The organism is Mycobacterium sp. C31M, from assembly GCF_053345865.1.
In genome coordinates this window covers 185,037-203,730 of the sequence record NZ_JBKFAX010000003.1, presented here as the reverse complement: position 1 = coordinate 203,730, position 18,694 = coordinate 185,037, and the positions used below count along the sequence as shown (strand labels likewise).

Sequence of the window (18,694 nt, the reverse complement as noted above, 5' to 3'; positions counted from 1 at the left end):
GGCTAGGATCGTGCAAATGGCTTCGTTGGGGGAAAGTGAGCGGCTGCGCGCGCAGTTGCTGACGGCGTTGCAGGATACCGAGGCGCCCATGACGACCGCCGATCTGCGCGATCATGTGCTGCGACAGGGCAATTCGAAGGCTGTGATCGAGTCGGTCTACCGCAACCTGACTGTGTTACAGCGGCGGGGCGATGTGGCACGCCACCCCGGCCCCGGCCGAGACGCCTACTGGGCGCTGGCGATCACGCAGCAATCTGCACAAGACCGTCCGGCGTGACCCGGGTCCGGTAGACCGGCACCGACTTCTGCGGATCATCAAGGCAGACACCGTCATCCAGCGCAAACGCCTGCTTCTTGATCGGCGATTGCACACAGGCCCGGCCGCCGCGGTCGCCGACGATACCGCGCGACATCACGGCCGCGCCGGAGAACGGGTCGATATTTCCCACCGCATGTAACGAGCCGTCGTCGAGACGGAACAACGCGACCTGCACACCGCCGGGCAACAGCACACCCACCCCGCGACACGGCAGCAGCCGGTCCAGGCCGCACGCCGTGGTCCAGATCGAGTCCACTTCGGCGGCAACATCTTTACGGTCATCGGTGAGCGTCATTTCGCGTCCTCCTCGGGCTTGAACTTCGGCATACCGATCGCCACGGGCACCTTGCGCCCGAAGGACTCGGTGAACTCGATGGTCGGGTCCGCGACCTCGGGGGCGTTGACGAAGGACACGAAGCGCGACAGCTTCTCCGGGTCGTCGAGGACACCCTTCCACTCGCACGAGTAGCCGCCGACGTGCCGTGCCATGGCCGCCTCGAACTCGGCGGCCAGCCCCAGCGAGTCATCGCAGACCACCTCACGCAGATGCTCCAGGCCACCATCCATCGCCTCCAGCCACGGCGCGGTGCGCTGCAGCCGGTCGGCGGTGCGGATGTAGAACATCAGGAACCGGTCGATATAGCGGATCAAGGTCTCGTCGTCGAGATCACCGGCCAGCAGCTGCGCGTGCCGCGGGGACATACCGCCGTTGCCACACACGTAAAGGTTCCAGCCCTGCTCGGTGGCGATGACGCCGACATCCTTGCTCTGCGCCTCGGCACATTCCCGGGCGCAGCCGGAGACAGCCATCTTGATCTTGTGCGGGGAACGCAGACCGCGGTAACGCTTCTCGATCTCAACGGCCATGTTCACCGAATCCTGTTGCCCGTACCGGCACCAGGTGCTACCCACGCAGCTCTTGACGGTGCGCAGCGACTTGCCGTATGCCTGACCGGATTCCATGCCGCCGTCGACCAGCCTGCGCCAGATCTCGGGCAGCTGGTCCACCCGCGCGCCGAACATGTCGATGCGTTGACCACCGGTGATCTTGGTGTAGAGGCCGAAATCCCGGGCGATCTCACCGATCAGGATGAGCTGCTCGGGGGTGATCTCCCCGCCGGGTGACCGCGGCACCACCGAGTAGCTGCCGTTCTTCTGGATGTTGGCCAGGAAGTGGTCGTTGGAGTCCTGCAAGCTGGCCTGTTCACCGTCGAGAATGTGCTCGGAGCTGGTGGAGGCCAGGATCGAGGCGACGGTGGGTTTGCAGATATCACAACCCTTTCCGGTGCCGTACTGCTCGATCAGGCCCGAGAACGTCCGGACCGAGGTGGCGTTGACAAGCTCGAACATCTCGGCGCGGGAGTAGTTGAAGTGTTCGCACAGGGCCTTGGACTGCTCGACACCCTCTGCTTCGAGCAGTTGTTTGAGCAGCGGGACGCAGGATCCGCAGGAGGTGCCGGCCAGTGTGCACTTCTTGAGTGCGGGGACATCGCTGCAGCCACCGCAGATGGCTTCCTTGAGATCACCCTTGGTGACGTTGTTGCACGAGCAGATCTGTGCGATATCGGGCAGCGCACCGACACCGAGGCCGGCCGGCGCGCCATCGGACACCGGGGCGATCAACGACAGTGGATCACCGGGCAATTCGCTGGCCACCATCGGCCGCAGCACACCGTAGGAGGAGGCGTCGCCGACCAGGATGCCACCCAGCAGCGTCTTGGCGTCATCGGAGAGCACCAGCTTGGCGTAGGTCTGCTTCACCGGATCATTGACGACGACGTCCAGGCAATTGGGGGTGCGCCCCTGTGCGTCACCGAAACTAGCCACATCGACACCGAGCAGTTTGAGCTTGGTCGACATGTCGGCCTCGGGGAACTCGGCCTCACCGCCGAGCAGCCGGTCGGCGACCACCTCGGCGCTGGTGTAGCCGGGGCCGACCAGTCCGTAGCAGCGGCCCTCGATGGCGGCCACCTCGCCGATCGCGTAGATGCTGGGATCGCTTGTCACACAGGATAGGTCGGTCATGACCCCGCCGCGCTGGGCCATCTCCAGGCCGGCCGCGCGGGCGAGTTCGTCACGGGGGCGCACGCCGGCGGCGAACACCACCACACTCGCGTCGATGCTGGAGCCGTCGTTGAGCGACAGGCGCACCGCATCATCGGCGGCCGCTTTGCGCAGCGGTTTGTTGCGCTGGGCCGGGGCGATGGTCTCGGTGCCGACACCGGTGTGCACCTCGATACCGAGCCCGCGGATCATCCGGGACAGCAGGGCGCCGCTGGCGGGGTCGAGTTGGGCGGCCATCAGGTGCGGCGACATCTCCAGCACGTGGGTCTGTAAGCCGAAGCCGCGCAGGGCGTTCGCCGCCTCCAGGCCGAGCAGGCCACCACCGATGACGACGCCGACCGGGGTCTTGGTGCCGACCGCGGCCTGGGCACCGGCCCGGATGGCATCCAGATCGTCGAGGGTGCGGTACACGTGGCAGTGCGGCAGGTCGTGCCCGGGCACCGGCGGCACGAACGCATACGAGCCGGTGGCCAACACCAGGGCGTCGTAGCTGAGGCACTGGCCGTCGGCGGTGGTGACGGTCTTGGCGGCGCGGTCGATCTCGCGGGCGGGCTGGGCCAGGTGCAGGGTCACACCGTCGTCGCCGGCGTAGTCGTTACCGGGCAGCGCCAGTTGCGCGCGATCCCAGTGCTCGGTGTAGGACGTGAGTCCGACACGGTCGTAGGCGGCGTCGGCCTCCTCGGACAACACCGTGATGCGCCACGCGCCGTCGGTGTCCCGGGCGCGCAGTGCCTCGACGAAGCGGTGTCCGACCATGCCGTGTCCGACCACGACCACATGCTTGGCTGCTTGCATATGCCAGACGGTAGGAACCCGATATTGCCGGAATGTGCCCTCGTGTGAATCGGCCGTCACGGTGTTCTCACATATCGGCCCGGCAGTCTGTGAGTGCTTCGCTGACGGCGAAACCGCAGATGGAACTTCAGCGTGGTGCGCTCAAGTTATCTAGGCAGCGGATCGGCGCAGGGCCGGTCACCACATCTGGAGGAGACACATGAGCAACGCAGTGCGCACCCGCGCCACCTCGCCGGTCGATTTCTGGCTGCGCGATTTCTTCGCCACCACGGCACCCGTCGCGGCTGATTTCAACCCGGCCGCCGAGGTCGTCCGCGACGGTGACGACGCCGTCGTGCATCTGGAGCTGCCGGGTGTCGACGTGACCGCCGATGTCACCGTCGAACTCGACCGTGGTCAGCTCGTCATCCGCGGTGATCGGCGTGACCAGCACGCCGAGGATCGCACCCTGTCCGAGGTCCGCTACGGCGCGTTCCGCCGGACCTTCAAGGTGCCCGCCCAGGTCAGCGGGGACGCGGTATCGGCGTCCTACGACGCCGGGGTGCTGACGGTCCGGGTGGCAGGCGTGTACGCCGGCACCGAACCGCAGCGCATCGAGATCGCCACCAAGTAGCGCGCTTCACCACCGCCCAAACGAACAAATGGGCGCAAAAGACCCAGGAAGATCGCGCCAGAACGTCAATCTGGGTGACACACAACGAGGCCCCGCGGGCTACCGCGGGGCCTCGTCGTCTGCATGCCGAGACTGACGTTTCGGCGGAAATCACTCGCACTTTCCCGCCCGTTTGTTCGTTTGGGCGGCAAGTAGGTGTCACGACCAGGGCGTGACGAGCTCCTTGATCCGCTCGGTCAGTGCGAATTGCAGGAACGGGCCGAAGCTGATGCGACCGACACCGAGCGGGGCGAAGTGCTTGGGATCGTCCTGGCCGGGCAGGGCGATCGCGTTGATCGGCAGCGGCAGCGCCTCCACCAATCGGCGGTAGGTGTCGTCGTCGTGGCGGCCCACCGGGTAGAGACTGTCCGCGCCCGCCTCGGCGCAGAGCGTCAACTTCCGGACCGCCCGCTCGAAACGGTCCGATTCGTCGCCGATCTGACGCAGGAACAGGTCGGTGCGCGCATTGATCACCACATGCACCCCGGCCGCGTCGGCGGCCTTGCGCAGCTCGCCCACAAGCGCGGCGTGGTCCTCGTCGGCGCGGGTGCGGCCGCCCTCGGAGTGCACGGTGTCCTCGATGTTGAGCCCGACCGCGCCCGCCGCCAGCAGACCGTCGATCAGCCGGGCCGCCGACTCGCCGTAGCCGGACTCGATGTCCACCGACACCGGAACGTCGACCGCGGCGGTGATCTGGGCGACCCGGGTCACCAGATCGTCGTAACTCATGCCCTCGGCATCGGGCTTGCCGACCGAGTCGGCCACCGGGTGACTGCCCACCGTCAACGCCGCGAATCCGGCGTCCACCACGGTCTTCGCCGACCACGCGTCCCACACCGTCGGCAGGATCGCCGGGTCCCCCGGCTTGTGCAAGGCCAGCAGCGCGGCGGCCTTCTGCTGCAGATCGTCCTTCGACATTTATGAGCCTTCCGTTGACGTAGACGTGATCTGTCTCACTCCCAAACCGCGTGTTGTGGCTAACATCGAATGCGTAATGTGATCCTTGACACCCTTCAGCCCAAGGAGGTCACCCTTGTCCACCACGACTGAGCTTGCCGAACTGCACGAACTCATCGGCAATCTTCGACGCTGCGTCACATCGCTGCGTGCGCGGTACGGCGACACCCCGGCGATGCGCCGCATCGTCAACGACGCCGAACGCATGCTCAACGATATCGACCGGCTGGACATCGACGCCGCCGAACTGGAGATGCGTGGCACTTCGACCCAGGCCCGACCTGGCGAGAAGATCACCATCCCCGATTCCGACTACTCCAGAGACTTCTGGAGCGGCGTCGATGACGAGGGGCTCGGCGGCAGCCGCTGACCCCACACGGGGTTTGACCCGCAACAACAGAAGAAGAGGACTGTAGTGAGCGCACCGACCTCGAATCGTCAAGGTACCGGCGTCTTCTCACCCACCCGAGCACAGATCAAGCCGCGCACCCTGCGCACCGACGCATGGTGGAAATCGCCGCTGATCACCGATCTCGGATTCGCCGCGTTCGTCATCTACGCGACGGTGCGAGCGTTCCTGCAGAACAACTACTACGTCGCCGAGTACGGCTACCTGACGCCGTTCTACTCACCGTGCGTCAGTACCGGCTGTGTCCCCGAGGCCAGCCACTTCGGTCAGTTCCTGCCCGATGTCTGGTGGCTGCCCTACGCCGCGGTGTCCCTGCCGTTCCTGCTGCTGTTCCGGCTGACCTGTTACTACTACCGCGGCGCCTACTACCGCTCGGTCTGGCAGTCCCCGACCGCGTGCGCGGTGGCCGAGCCGCACGCCAAGTACAGCGGCGAGACGAAGTTCCCGCTGATCATGCAGAACACCCACCGGTACTTCTTCTACCTCGCGGTGGTGATCTCGGTGATCAACACCTACGACGCGATCATCGCGTTCGCCAAGCCCGGCGGTGGATTCGGCTTCGGCCTGGGCAACCTGATCCTGGTGATCAATGTGCTGCTGCTGTGGACCTACACGGTGTCCTGCCATTCCTGCCGGCACGTGGCCGGCGGCCGCCTCAAGCATTTCTCCAAACACCCGGTGCGGTACTGGATGTGGACCCAGATCAGCAAGCTGAACACCCGCCACAAGATGTACGCGTGGATCACCCTGGGCACCCTGATGTTCACCGACTTCTACATCATGTTGCTCGCCAGCGGGACCATCAGCGACCTGAGATTCGTTGGCTGACAACTCAATTACGGATTAGTGAGGATTCTGAATGGGTGACCTGGAACGGCACACCTACGACGTCGTCGTGATCGGTGCCGGCGGGGCGGGGCTACGCGCGGTGATCGAGGCCCGGGAACGCGGCCTGCGCGTCGCGGTGGTGACGAAGTCGCTGTTCGGCAAGGCGCACACGGTGATGGCCGAGGGCGGCTGCGCGGCGGCGATGCGCAACGTCAACACCAAGGACTCCTGGCAGGTGCACTTCGGTGACACCATGCGCGGCGGCAAGTTCCTGAACAACTGGCGGATGGCCGAACTGCACGCCCAGGAGGCCCCGGACCGGGTCTGGGAGCTGGAAACCTATGGGGCACTGTTCGACCGCACCAAAGACGGCCGGATCAGCCAGCGCAACTTCGGCGGCCACACCTACCCGCGGCTGGCCCACGTCGGCGACCGCACCGGTCTGGAGATCATCCGGACCCTGCAGCAGAAGATCGTCTCGCTGCAGCAGGAGGACAAGCGTGAACTCGGCGACTACGAGGCCCGCATCAAGGTCTTCCACGAATGCTCGATCACCGAGCTGATCCTCGACAACGGACGAGTTGCCGGCGCCTTCGGGTACTGGCGCGAGACCGGTGAGTTCATCCTGTTCGAAACCCCGGCGGTGGTGCTGGCCACCGGCGGTATCGGCAAGTCGTTCAAGGTGTCGTCGAACTCGTGGGAGTACACCGGCGACGGGCACGCGCTGGCACTGCGCGCCGGGTCGGGCCTGATCAACATGGAGTTCATCCAGTTCCACCCGACCGGCATGGTCTGGCCGCTGTCGGTGAAGGGAATCCTGGTCACCGAGGGTGTGCGCGGTGACGGCGGAGTGCTGAAGAACTCCGAGGGCAAGCGATTCATGTTCGACTACATCCCCGACGTGTTCAAGGGGCAGTACGCCGAGACCGAAGAGGAAGCCGATCAGTGGCTCAAGGACAACGACTCGGCGCGGCGCACCCCTGACCTGCTGCCCCGCGACGAGGTGGCCCGCGCCATCAACGAGGAAGTCAAGGCGGGCCGCGGCTCACCACACGGCGGCGTGTATCTCGACATCGCCTCGCGGATGCCGGCCGAGGAGATCAAGCGCCGGCTGCCGTCGATGTATCACCAGTTCATCGAGCTGGCCGAGGTCGACATCACCAAGGACGAGATGGAGGTCGGTCCGACCTGCCACTACGTGATGGGCGGTATCGAGGTCGATCCGGACAGCGGCGGTGCCGCGACCCCGGGCCTGTTCGCCGCCGGTGAGTGTTCCGGCGGCATGCACGGCTCCAACCGGCTCGGCGGCAACTCGTTGTCCGATCTGCTGGTGTTCGGCCGCCGCGCCGGGCTGGGTGCCGCCGACTATGTCCGGGCGCTCGGTGACGCCCGGCCGGTGGTCACCGAAGAGGCCTTGAATTCGGCCACCGACCTGGCGCTGGATCCGTTCACACCCAAGGCCAATCCGGAGAACCCATACACCCTGCACGCCGAGCTGCAGCAGTCGATGAACGACCTGGCCGGGATCATCCGCAAGGAGCGTGAACTCGAAGAGGTGCTGGTCAAGATCGACGAGCTCAAAGCGCGGTATGCCAACGTCGTCGTCGAGGGCGGTCGCTTCTTCAACCCGGGCTGGCATCTGGCGATCGATATGCGCAACATGCTGCTGGTCAGCGAGTGTGTGGCCAAGGCCGCGCTGGCGCGCACCGAGAGCCGCGGCGGGCACACCCGCGACGACTTCCCGCAGATGGATTCGCACTGGCGCAATCAGTTGTTGGTGTGCCGGACCGTCGGCGGCGGGGTGGTGCCGGACGTCTCGGTCGAGGCAGAGCAGCAGCCGGTGATGCGGGCCGATCTGCTGGCCACCTTCGAACTGTCCGAGCTGGAGAAGTACTACACCGACGACCAACTGGCCGAACACCCGGACCGGAAGGGCTGAGACATGGCTGCCTATAACGCTAAGATGCGGGTCTGGCGCGGCGACGAGAGCGGCGGCGACCTGCAGGACTACACCGTCGAGGTCAACGACGGCGAGGTGGTGCTCGACATCGTGCACCGGCTGCAGGCCACCCAGGCCGGTGATCTGGCGGTGCGGTGGAACTGCAAGGCCGGCAAGTGCGGGTCGTGCTCGGCGGAGATCAACGGCCGCCCGCGGCTGATGTGCATGACCCGTATGTCGACCTTCGATCCGGCCGAGACGGTGACGATCACGCCGCTGCGGACCTTTCCGGTGATGCGCGATCTGGTCACCGATGTGTCGTTCAACTACGAGAAGGCGCGTCAGATCCCGTCGTTCACCCCGCCAAAAGATCTGCAGCCCGGTGAGTACCGGATGCAGCAGGAGGACGTGAACCGGAGCCAGGAGTTCCGCAAGTGCATCGAGTGCTTCCTGTGCCAGAACGTCTGCCACGTGGTGCGTGACCACGAGGAGAACAAGGAGAACTTCGCGGGCCCGCGCTTCCACATGCGCATCGCCGAGCTGGACATGCACCCGCTGGACACCGTGGACCGTCAGCAGATGGCCCAGGACGAGTTCGGGCTCGGCATGTGCAACATCACCAAGTGCTGTACCGAGGTGTGCCCCGAACACATCAAGATCACCGACAATGCGCTGATCCCGATGAAGGAGCGTGTCGCCGATCGCAAGTACGACCCGATCGTGTGGCTGGGGAACAAGCTCTTCCGGCGGTAACCGCCCCGTCCCCCTTGGCGAAACTCGCGTACCGGTCGTTCTGCCGTGCGCGAGAGCGACGGGTACGCGAGTTTCGCGCAAAAGTGTGGGGCGGTGCCGACATGGGCCATCGCGCGTACGCTCGTGACAGCGGCCAATCAACGTCGAAAGGTAGCGATGGCAATGGGAGAAATCACCAGCGTCAACGACATTCGCAACGCGATCCGGGAACTGTCGGCCCGCGCCGACCTCGCCCGCAAGGAGGGCCGGCCGGCCGATGCGGCCGAGCTGGATCAGCGGGTCGCGGGGTACCGCGAGAAACTCGGGTCCCGCCCCTAGGTTCCGAGCTTGCGGAACGTGCTGCGGTGGAAGACGATCGGCGGCACGTCATGCACGACGATCTCGCTGACCTGCAGCACCACGATGGTGTGATCGCCGGCCAGCACCTCCTGGGTGATGGTGCTCTCCAACCACACGCTGGTCCCGTGCACGAACACCGCGCCGCTGTCCTTGGAATGGGTCTCCAGGCCGGCGAACCGGTCACCGGTCTTGGCGGCCAGCGTGCGCGCGGCGGCGTCGTGCGACTCGCCCAGCACGCTGATGCCCAGCGACGGCAGACCCTTCAGCTTGGGCCAGGTCTCCGAGGAGTTCTGCACGCAGAACGACACCAGCGGCGGATCCAGCGACACCGGCACGAACGTGCTGGCCGCCAGACCGACCTTGACGCCGTCCACCTCGGCGGCGATGGCAATGACACCGGTCGGGAAATGCCCGAACGCCTCGCGCAGCGAGGCCGGGCTCAGTTCTGTGTCGCTCATAACAAATCCATCTTCACACGTAATGGTGCGCGGCGGCGACGTCGGGGTGCGCCCGCAGTCGACTCTTCCACGCATTGCGGCCGTATACCGCGTAAATCCGGTCGTTGGCGGTGTCCACGCTGACACCTCGGGCGCGCTCCGCCAGGTCCGCAGGCAACCGCAGCACCGGGATCGTCGCGTCCAGTCGGGGGTTGAAGAAGTAGGCCACCGACAGGCGTTCCCCATCGTAGATCCGGACCCGGTGTTCGGTGGCCCGCAGGTAACCGCCGCTGGCAATCTCCAGCATCTCGCCGATGTTGACGATCAGCGCACCCGGCAGCGGGTCGACATCCACGAAACCCCGCTCGGTCCGCACCTGCAGCCCTCGGCTGCCCGGTTCGGCGAGCAACAGCGTCAGTACCCCGGCGTCGCGGTGCGCCCCCACACCCTGATCGCTGTCCGCCCGCCCCGGGTACCGGATCACCTTGATCAGGGTGGCCGGGGTGTCAGCGAAGGCAGCGTCGAACACATCGGCCGGATTACCCAGCGCCGCCGCCCAGTGCCCCAACAGTGTCCGACCCACCGCGGCCAGCACGGCGTCCCACTCCGCGACCACGGCCGGCAACCCTGGCAACCCGGCGGGCCACTGATTCGGCCCCTGCAACCGCAGATAGGGCTCGGCCGGATCGGTCAGTGGCACCCGCTCGGGACCGATGTCGATCTGTTCACGCCAGTCCACCGTGCCACCGGTCAGCTCGCCGCCGAGCCGGGTGTACCCGCGGAAGTGCGGGCTGTTGACCATGGCGATCGCATCCTTGGCGACCTGCGGCAACCCGAACAGGCCACGAGCCTGCGCCAGCAGGCGGTCGATCAACTCCTCGGGCACCCCATGCCCGGTCAGATAGAAGAAGCCGACCTCGTGGGCGACCTGGCGCAGTTGCGCCCGCAGCGCCGCCGGTTCGGCCCGCAGGTCGACGACGGGCAGCGCCGTCTGCACAGAAACCACGCCTACATCATTCCCGCAGATGCGGCCGTCAGCCATGGTCACGCTCAGCCTGAACTCAACCTTTGAGTAGCCTGACCTCCATGCCGAACGCGACCATCCTGACCGTGCTGCGGGATCGCGCTGGCGTGACACCCGACGAGCTTGCGTTCCGGTTCACCGATTACGACCGGGACCCGGACGGTACCGTGGAAACCCTGACCTGGGCGCAGCTGTACCGCCGCACTCTCAACCTGGCCGACGAGATCAGCCAGCACGGGGCCGTCGGCGACCGGGCGCTGATCATCGCGCCGCAGGGGCTGCCGTACATCGTCGCATTCCTGGCCGCCATGCAGGCCGGGTTCATCGCGGTACCGCTGTCGGTGCCGGTCCCCGGATCGCACGACGAGCGCACCAGCGCCGTGGTGACCGACACCGCCCCGTCGGTGGTGCTGACGACGGCCGCGCTGTTCGACATCGCGGCCCAGTACGTCGACGACGGTGCCGCCATGACCGCGGTGGTGTCGGTGGACAGCCTGGACCTGGACTCCGCGGCCCCTGCCCCGGCCGCCCCCCCCGACGGCGGGCCGGATATCGCCTACCTGCAATACACCTCGGGATCGACCCGGGCACCGGCCGGTGTGATGATCAGCCACCGCAACCTGATCGCGAACTTCGAGCAGCTGATGCCGGACTACCTGCCCCAGCACGGCGGCGAGTTCCCGCCGGGCGGTGCGCTCGTGTCGTGGCTGCCGTTCTATCACGATATGGGGCTGATGCTCGGTGTCGCGGCGCCGATCCTGGGCGGCGCCGAGGCCGACCTGATGAGCCCCATCGCCTTCCTGACCCGCCCGGTTCGCTGGTTGCAGGCGCTGGCTCGCCATCCGATGGTGGTGTCCGGCGGGCCCAACTTCGCCTTGGACCTCGCTGCCCGGCGCACCATCGACGAAGAACTCGAAGGACTGGATCTCAGCGGTGTCGACAGCATCATCTGCGGTGCCGAACGGGTACACCCGCCCACCGTCGCGCGGTTCAATGAGCGCTTCGGCGCCAACGGTTTTCGCCCCGAATCGCTGATGCCGTCCTACGGACTTGCCGAGGCGACGGTCTTTGTGGCCAGCGGTAGCCGCGGCCGGGTGCCGGAGGCCGTCGAGTTCGATCCCGAGGAGTTGTCGCAGGGCAACGCCATCCGAAAGCCAGGCGGCGCTCCGCTGTTGCGCTACGGCCTGCCCGCGGCGTCACCGCTGATCCGCATCGTCGACGCCGATACCCGCCGGGTGTGTCCCGACGGGACCGTCGGTGAGATCTGGACCCACGGCGAGAACGTCTCGGCTGGTTACTGGCAGAAACCGGACAATACCGGAACCGGTTTCGCTGCAACGCTATTGGATGCCCAACAGGGCCACCCCGACAGCGGCTGGCTGCGCACCGGCGACCGGGGGTTCTTCTCCGAGGGTGACCTGTTCATCGTCGGCCGCATCAAGGACATGCTGATCGTGCGGGGCCGCAACCATTACTCCGAGGACATCGAGTCGACGGTCGCCGAGTACACCCGGGGCCGGGTGGCGGCCATCGCGGTCGCCGACGAGCAGGCCGAGAAGCTGGTCACCGTCGTCGAAATCAAGAACCGCGAGCAGGATCTGGACACGCTGAAGAACGATGTGGTGGCCGCGATCTCGCGGGCCCACGGTGTCCAGGTCGCCGATATCGTCCTGGTGGAACCCGGCTCGCTGCCGACCACCACCAGCGGCAAGATCCGCCGATCGGCGTGTGTGCAGCAGTACCAGCAGGGGCAGTTCGTCCGATTGGACGGGTAACCGTCCCTCGATGTGGATCACGCTGCTGGTGATGGCCCTCGCGGTCAGCCTTGAGCCGTTCCGCATCGGGATGTCGGTGCTGATGCTGAATCGGCCACGGCCGCAACTGCAGTTGGCGGCGTTGCTGGCCGGTGGTTTTGTGATGGGCCTGGCCGTCGGCAGCGTGGTGCTGCTGGTCCTGGAGGCCCGGCTGCCCGACTCGACGCGGTTCACCCTGCCCAAGGTGCAGATCGTGATCGGCGCGTGCGCCCTGCTGGCGGCGGCCATCATCGCCGTGACCAAGGGCAGACCGCGCACCCAGCCGGACTGGCTGCGCCGACTGCTCGACGGTCAATCGCTGTGGGTGGCCGGTGCCGCGGGCTTCGGTATCGCGCTGCCCTCGATCGACTATCTGGCCGCGCTGGCCGTCATCGGCGCGGCCGATGTCAGCACCGCCACCCGACTGACGGCACTGCTGATATTCAACATCGTCGCCTTCGCCCTCATCGAGATCCCGCTGGTGGCTTACCTTCTGGCACCCGAACGTACCCGGGTGACGCTGTCGACGTTCAACGACTGGCTGCGCGCCAAGGGCCGGCGTGCGGTGGCGGCCCTGCTCGCCGTGGTGGGTGTGGTGCTGCTGGCGGTCGGGTTCGCCGGGCTGTAGCGGCTACTTGGGCGGGTTGTTCAACACATACTGCAGGCCGGCCATCAACTGCGACACCGGATCTGCGCCACCACCGAAGGCGGCCTGGGTGGCCGGCGCGGTGACCTCGGCCGGGTCGTACCCGTTGATCGGGTCGACCGTGATCGGCGCCGTCGCCGGATCGTCGTTGCGGGTGTAGCCGGCGTCGACGTAGGGCTGCAGCACCCGGTCGAGTTCGATGAGGGTCTTCTGGTCGACGCCGAGGTACTTGAACGGCAGCACCAGCGGCAGGTGCTCCTCGGGGATCATGTACGTCGTGGTCTTGGCGCCGCGCGAGTTGACGGTGGTCCGGATGTTCTGCGGTGGAACCATGCTCGGGTTGGTGAACGCGACGGCGGTGTGTCCGGTGGCCAGACCGACGATGGCATTCGCCACCGAGATCCAGTTGTCCGAGCGCTGCGGCCAGTCGGCGATGCTGTCGTAGGCCGAGACGAACAGGTGGCTGTCGTACTGACTCTCCACCGGTGCAGGCATCCGGTAGTCCAGCGAGGGCACCACGCTGCCGACCGGGAAGTTCTGGCTCAGGAAGCTCTCGCCGAAGGCATGCTTACCGACGGGGTTGCCGTAGGTCGCAAACGCCAGCTGATCCGGCGGCGGGGCGGTCGGATCGTTGGCCAGCCGGGCCCGCACATCGTCGAGCACCGAGGCGCCCTCGGACAACCCGACCGCCATGCCCGGGCCGCCCGCGCGGATCGCCGCCAGCAGGTTGGGCCCGCCGACATCGATGGACTCGCCGTAGCTCGGGCCGTCGATACCGAGTCCCGGGAAGCTGTCGTCGAGGCGCCCGATGCCCGGGAACAGCCGCTCCAGGGTGTGACCCTGCACCTGACCCGCCGGGTAGTCGACGATCTGCCGGTTGAGGTCCGGGAACCACTCGGCACCGGTGCGCATGATGTATTCGTCATACGGGATGCCGAGCACGTGGGCACCGCCGAGCGCGTAGCCGCGGCCCTCGATGGTGCGGGCGTGGCCGGGGCCGGCCGGGCCGGGCACGGCCGGGCCCGGAGGCGGTTCGTCGGCGGTCGCGATACCGACACCCAACGGACCGGTGGCGCCGACGATCACGAAAGCACTTGCCGCAGCGAGTAACTTCTTCATGCTCTACTCCGCGTTGTCAGTCGTGATGGCCACCAGTTCGCCCTACCCACCAGCGTGGCCATCGCGGGCACGGTGACGGTTCGGACCAGGAAGGTGTCCAACAGGATGCCGATGCCGATGACGAACCCGCCTTGCACCACAGTACCGATGCTGGAGAACAACAGCCCCCACATCGAGGCCGCGAAGATCACGCCCGCCGCGGTGATGACACCACCGGTCGAGCTCAGCGTCCGGACGATGCCGAATCTGCCCAGCGGGGCCTCGTCGCGCATCCGGGACACCAGCAGCAGGTTGTAGTCGGCACCGACGGCCACCAGCACCACGAACGCCAGTGGCGGTACCGACCAGTGCAGCTGCTGTCCCAGGATGACCTGGAACAGCAGCACCCCGAGGCCGAGCGCGGCGAAGTACGAGATCACCACGGAGCCAACCAGATACAGCGGAGCGATCACCGCCCTCAACAACAGCATCAGGATCGCCAACACGACGATGACGGTCACGATGACGATGTAGCGGATGTCCATCTCGTAGTAGTCGCGGGTGTCGGCCAGCGCGACCGGGTACCCACCCATCGAGACCGAGGCGTCCGACAGCTCGGTATTCGGCAGTGCGCTGCGGGCGGCGTCCTCGATGGCGCTGACCTGATCCATGGCCTCGGGACCGAACGGGTCGAGTTTGGTGAACACCAGATAGCGCGCGGAGTGCCCGTCCGGCGAGACGTAGGCCTTGCTGGCCATCTGGAAGTCCTGCAGCTGCAGAACCTCGGGCGGGATGTTGAACCCCGCCATGGCCGGTGACCCGGCGTTCTCGGCCATGGTCAGCAGGAAGGCCGCCGCCTGGTCGAGTCCGGTGCGCATCACCTGGATCTGATCGACGATCTGGTCGACCCCGTCGGCGACCTGACGGCTGCCACTGGCCGAGCTTTCGGCGCCCTGCTGCAGCTGGGCCAGCGTCGCCTCGGCGCCGGCCGGGCTGTCCAGACCCATCGCGGTCATGGCGTTGGTGAGCCGGGTGAACGCGGTACCGACCTGCTGCAGCGCCGCGTTGAGTGACTGCCGGTCCTGCAGCGATTCCAACTGCCCGGCCAGATCCTCGATCTCGGCCAGCGTGCCGTCGTTGCGGGCGGCGGCCAGCCGGGACAGGTGGATGCGGGTCTGACTGCACGACGGGTCCAGGTCGCACACCACGTTGCCGTGCAGCGCGGTCAGCACCGGTGGCACCCAGGCGAACATGTCGCGGGTGGCCATCAGGTTCACGCCCATGGAGTTGCCGAGTCGGTTGATGCTGGCGACCAGCTTGGCGGCCACGTCGACGTTGCGGACCAGCTTGTCGCCGCCGTACTGGCCACGCAGTGCCGCGAACGCGTCGACCATCTGCTGCAGGCTGCCTGCAATATCGGTGATCTGGCCGCGCACATCGCTCAGGCCGCCGGCCAGGGTGTTGGCGCCCGTCGACAGCCGGTCCAGATCCTTGGATCCGTCGCTGATCATCTTGGCGCCGTCGGCCAGTCGGGTGCCGACAATGCCCGCCTGATAGGTGGCCCGGAACTCCGGAGGCACCGAGCCCAGGGGCCGGGTGATCCCGCTGACCATCTGGATATCGGGTAGCTGGGTGATCCGCTCGGCCAACTGCTCCAGGTCCGCGAGCGCCTCTGGATTACGCAGATCCTTCGGGGACCGGATCAGCACATAGGACGGGATGGACTGGTTGATGTCGAAGTGCTTCTCCAGCGCGACGTAACCCAGCGAGCTGGGCTCGGAGTCCGCGACGGCCTTGCGGTCGTCGTAGTTGAACGTCGCGAAACCGGCCAGACCGGCGAGCAGGAACAGCACCAGCAGACTGCCGATCAGGTGCGCCCACGGCCGGCGGACGATCCGGGTGCCCGAGCGTCGCCACCAGCGCGACGTCAGTTCCTTACGCGGCGTGATCCAGCCGCGCGGTCCGATGAGCGTCAGCAGCGCCGGCAGTAGCGTCACCGCGGCCAGGTAGGCCACCCCGACGCCGACCGCCGAGGACACGCCGACGGTGGAGAACACGCCCATCTTGGCGAAACTGATGGCCAGGAAGGTGACGCCGACGGTGGCCGCCGAAGCGGAGATGACCTTGCCGACCGAGCCCAGCGCCTCCCGGACGGCGTCGTTCGAGTCCTCCCCCTTGCGCACGAAGTCGTGATAGCGGCTGATCAGGAAGACGGCGTAGTCGGTGCCCGCGCCGAAGATGATGGCGCTGAGCAGGATCATCGCCTGGTTGGACACCCCGAGCCCGGTGAACTCCGACAGCGCGGCGATCGTCGACTGCGCGATGACCAGGGACATCCCGATGCCGGCCAGCGGCAACAGCATGGTGACCGGGTTGCGGTAGACGATCAGCAGCACCAGCAGCACCAGCACCGCGATGGCGATCTCGATGGGTAGCCGGTCGTTCTCCCCGGCGACGGTGAGGTCGGCGGCGGTGGCCGCCGGACCGGCGAGGTGCACCTCCAGCGGGCCGCCGGCGGTGGTCCGTTCGATGAGATCGGAAACCTGGTTGAACGACTGATAGGACTGCGGTGTGCCCAACGCCCCGGCCAGACCGACCGGCAGCACCCAGGATTTTTCGTCCTTGCTGGTCAAAGTCGAACGCAGCGCGGGTGTTCCGATGAACTCCTGCAGCATGACGACGTTCTGCTGGTCGTCGCGCAGCGCGTCCACCAGCTTGGCGTAGGTCTCTTCGTGTTCGGGTCCCAGCCCGTCCTCATCGGTGAGCACCACCAGCAGCAGGTCATCGGTGCCCGGCTCCTGGAACGCCTCCTCCATCTGGCGGGCCGCGACGCTGGACGGCGCGTCGCCCGGCAGCATCGACAATGGGTTCTTCTGCGCCATCTCGTTGAGACTGGGCACCGTCAGCGGCAATGCCACCGCGAGCGCCACCCAGATACCGATCACGGCCAGCGGCCAGCGCACCACAAAATCGGCTAACCGTCGCACGTTGTCACTGCCCCTTCGCCGGACGGATACTCCGGGTCACCCGAAATGACCCCAGTCCCCGCCGTCGGCCACCTGTTGGATCACCGATTTCATCGTCGCGATGTACCGGGTGACCGATTTCTGGGCCACCTCGTTGTCCGGGAACATCACCGCCATTGCCGTTCCCTTGTCATATCGGAATACGTAGATGGTCAACTGATAGGAGAATCGGCCGTCGGAGTAGATGCCGATATTGTTCGAATAACCCATCTCGGCGGCCGCCAACACCGCGTTCAGCGGGGCGGCGCCACCGTGCAGGAAATTCGACACCGGAAAGTTGGGGCCCGGCTTGTCCAGCCACGGCGCCAATTCCAGAACCCGGTAATACGGCACCCGCGCCAGATTCAGCCCGGAATCGAAGGAGGTCTGCGCCGACCAGGCCGCCTCGGCGAACGTCGTCGCGGCGATCGGCACCGTCAACGGCACCAGGCCGGTGAACCAGCCCTGGGTCATGAAATTGTCCGACGTCCGGCGGGTGTCGCGCGGGGTCAGACCGTAATAGGTTGCCGCACCGGTCAACTCGTGCTCGACCATGGCCGTGCAGGCATACAGTCCGCCGACGAAGCGGACGCCCGCCGCCACACAGAGTTCGTCGAACCGGGCCGTCTGTTCGGCGTCGAGCAGCATCTCCCCGACCATATCGGCGACCGTCGGCTGCGACGGATCACCCAGCGGCAGCGAAAACTCCGGCATGCTGTTGTTGTTGTTCTCGGCGAACTCGATCCAGGACTGCACCTCGGGCGAATCGACGGTCAATTCCGCCGTCCGTTCCCGTTCCTGAACACAGAAATCGTCGAAATGCCCGGCCTCCGGCAACGGCATCGGCTGCCCCGTGGTGGTCAACGAGGTGTACATTCCGTGCGCTTCGAGCATGGTGATACCGATCAGTGCGGCGTCACCGTGCACATGATCGATGCTGGCGTAGAAATCGAAATGATCGGCGCCCTGCACGATTCCGAATGAAAAGCAGCCCCACTCCAGCGGGGACGGGATATCGACAATGTGTTTACGGGCGTCCTCGGCGGCCATTTCGCCGTTGTTGACGGGCTCGAATTCGATGTCCTGCGGGTCGGTGATGGTGCGCCGCACGATCTCCCCGGTGCCCTCGTATTCGAACCAGCTGCGATAGGTGTCGTGCCGGCGCAGATATGCGTTCAACGCGTGGTTCATCGCGTCGATGTCGCAGATACCGGGCACTTCGCAGGTGGCGATGATCTGGCGGGAGTAGTCGAGCCCCTTGGCGTCCTGCTCGTAGACACCGCGGATGTGCTGGCCCTGCATATAGCTGACCGGCACGGTGCTGACCGGGGCCTGCCGCGCCGAGGCGACGGCCGCTGCGGTCGGGTGCCAGGACGTGACGACGCCGGTGCTCGGCGACCAATCGTCGATCGTGCCGATCGTGATCTTCCCGATCTGCAAGGTTTTTCCTCCGGGGTGTGTGCAGCGACGGCTACGGATCAGCGACATCAGCGGCGACTTCACGATAACCGCTGTCACCGTCGAGGTCGCCGACACATCTGTGCGGCTTCACAGCCGGGCGAAGATGACATGGTCAGACGACTGTTTGCCAGCCGCTGTAACCATCTCGCCTACTCCCCAACCCGACCCCGAAACC

At 66.4% G+C, this 18,694-nt stretch carries 17 protein-coding genes; 9 read left to right on the top strand and 8 right to left on the bottom strand.

The genetic code is table 11. The annotated features are described in order from the left end of the window. Positions 1-16: 16 nt before the first annotated feature. A complete protein-coding gene (locus ACLBYA_RS05820; RefSeq protein ID WP_447708404.1) occupies positions 17-277 on the top strand; it encodes a Fur family transcriptional regulator in 261 nt (86 codons plus the stop codon). Here the strand turns inward: ACLBYA_RS05820 and nirD are convergent. Both nirD and nirB read right to left on the bottom strand, forming a co-directional pair. Continuing rightward, the gene (gene nirD / locus ACLBYA_RS05815; protein ID WP_447708403.1) at positions 243-614 is read right to left on the bottom strand and encodes a nitrite reductase small subunit NirD; all 372 of its coding nucleotides are present in this window, start codon (positions 612-614) and stop codon (positions 243-245) included. The two genes, ACLBYA_RS05820 and nirD, sit on opposite strands and share 35 nt — an antisense overlap. Further along, the gene (gene nirB, locus ACLBYA_RS05810) at positions 611-3,178 is read right to left on the bottom strand and encodes a nitrite reductase large subunit NirB (protein WP_447708402.1); all 2,568 of its coding nucleotides are present in this window, start codon (positions 3,176-3,178) and stop codon (positions 611-613) included. Before nirB ends, nirD begins: the two co-directional genes overlap by 4 nt. Positions 3,179-3,377: 199 nt before the next feature. On the opposite strand from nirB, the gene ACLBYA_RS05805 reads away from it, so the two are divergent. Beyond that, on the top strand, positions 3,378-3,791 hold the full coding sequence (locus ACLBYA_RS05805) for an Hsp20/alpha crystallin family protein (RefSeq protein WP_447708401.1): 414 nt from the start codon (positions 3,378-3,380) through the stop codon (positions 3,789-3,791). A 198-nt stretch (positions 3,792-3,989) separates the two neighbouring features. On the opposite strand, the gene ACLBYA_RS05800 is transcribed toward ACLBYA_RS05805, so the two are convergent. Beyond that, positions 3,990-4,748 carry an isocitrate lyase/PEP mutase family protein gene (locus ACLBYA_RS05800; protein ID WP_447708400.1) on the bottom strand — a complete coding sequence of 253 codons (759 nt, stop codon included), beginning with the start codon at positions 4,746-4,748 and terminating at the stop codon, positions 3,990-3,992. Between the two features lie 115 nt (positions 4,749-4,863). On the opposite strand from ACLBYA_RS05800, the gene ACLBYA_RS05795 reads away from it, so the two are divergent. The 5 genes from ACLBYA_RS05795 to ACLBYA_RS05775 all read left to right on the top strand — a co-directional run bounded on the left by ACLBYA_RS05795 (position 4,864) and on the right by ACLBYA_RS05775 (position 9,034). Then, entirely contained in the window at positions 4,864-5,157 is a 294-nt protein-coding gene (locus tag ACLBYA_RS05795) for a hypothetical protein (protein ID WP_447708399.1), read from the top strand. 45 nt (positions 5,158-5,202) lie between these two features. Then, positions 5,203-6,024, top strand: coding sequence for a hypothetical protein (locus tag ACLBYA_RS05790; RefSeq protein WP_447708398.1), 822 nt, complete (start codon positions 5,203-5,205; stop codon positions 6,022-6,024). Between the two features lie 31 nt (positions 6,025-6,055). Then, positions 6,056-7,963, top strand: a complete 1,908-nt coding sequence (locus tag ACLBYA_RS05785; protein WP_447708397.1) for a fumarate reductase/succinate dehydrogenase flavoprotein subunit — start codon at positions 6,056-6,058, stop codon at positions 7,961-7,963. Between the two features lie 3 nt (positions 7,964-7,966). Then, positions 7,967-8,716 (top strand): succinate dehydrogenase/fumarate reductase iron-sulfur subunit, encoded by a 750-nt coding sequence (locus tag ACLBYA_RS05780; protein ID WP_447708396.1) that lies wholly within the window; start codon positions 7,967-7,969, stop codon positions 8,714-8,716. A 156-nt stretch (positions 8,717-8,872) separates the two neighbouring features. Beyond that, positions 8,873-9,034, top strand: coding sequence for a hypothetical protein (locus tag ACLBYA_RS05775; RefSeq protein ID WP_447708675.1), 162 nt, complete (start codon positions 8,873-8,875; stop codon positions 9,032-9,034). Here ACLBYA_RS05775 and ACLBYA_RS05770 read toward each other — a convergent pair. After that, positions 9,031-9,513 (bottom strand): flavin reductase family protein, encoded by a 483-nt coding sequence (locus ACLBYA_RS05770; protein WP_447708395.1) that lies wholly within the window; start codon positions 9,511-9,513, stop codon positions 9,031-9,033. The genes ACLBYA_RS05775 and ACLBYA_RS05770 overlap by 4 nt on opposite strands. A gap of 13 nt (positions 9,514-9,526) precedes the next feature. After that, positions 9,527-10,534 (bottom strand): isopenicillin N synthase family dioxygenase, encoded by a 1,008-nt coding sequence (locus ACLBYA_RS05765; RefSeq protein ID WP_447708394.1) that lies wholly within the window; start codon positions 10,532-10,534, stop codon positions 9,527-9,529. 44 nt (positions 10,535-10,578) lie between these two features. On the opposite strand from ACLBYA_RS05765, the gene ACLBYA_RS05760 reads away from it, so the two are divergent. Further along, positions 10,579-12,291: a fatty-acid--AMP ligase gene (locus ACLBYA_RS05760; RefSeq protein ID WP_447708393.1), complete on the top strand. Its 1,713-nt coding sequence runs from the start codon at positions 10,579-10,581 to the stop codon at positions 12,289-12,291. Between the two features lie 10 nt (positions 12,292-12,301). Continuing rightward, positions 12,302-12,937, top strand: a complete 636-nt coding sequence (locus tag ACLBYA_RS05755; RefSeq protein ID WP_447708392.1) for a GAP family protein — start codon at positions 12,302-12,304, stop codon at positions 12,935-12,937. Positions 12,938-12,940: 3 nt separating this feature from the next. Here the strand turns inward: ACLBYA_RS05755 and pe are convergent, their stop codons facing one another. The 3 genes from pe to ACLBYA_RS05740 are packed head-to-tail and all read right to left on the bottom strand — an operon-like array spanning position 12,941 to position 18,498. Continuing rightward, the gene (gene pe, locus ACLBYA_RS05750) at positions 12,941-14,074 is read right to left on the bottom strand and encodes an acyltransferase PE (RefSeq protein ID WP_447708391.1); all 1,134 of its coding nucleotides are present in this window, start codon (positions 14,072-14,074) and stop codon (positions 12,941-12,943) included. Next, entirely contained in the window at positions 14,071-17,040 is a 2,970-nt protein-coding gene (locus ACLBYA_RS05745; RefSeq protein ID WP_447708390.1) for an MMPL/RND family transporter, read from the bottom strand. Before ACLBYA_RS05745 ends, pe begins: the two co-directional genes overlap by 4 nt. A 36-nt stretch (positions 17,041-17,076) precedes the next feature. Continuing rightward, entirely contained in the window at positions 17,077-18,498 is a 1,422-nt protein-coding gene (locus ACLBYA_RS05740) for a condensation domain-containing protein (RefSeq protein WP_447708389.1), read from the bottom strand. Between the last annotated feature and the right edge of the window lie 196 nt (positions 18,499-18,694).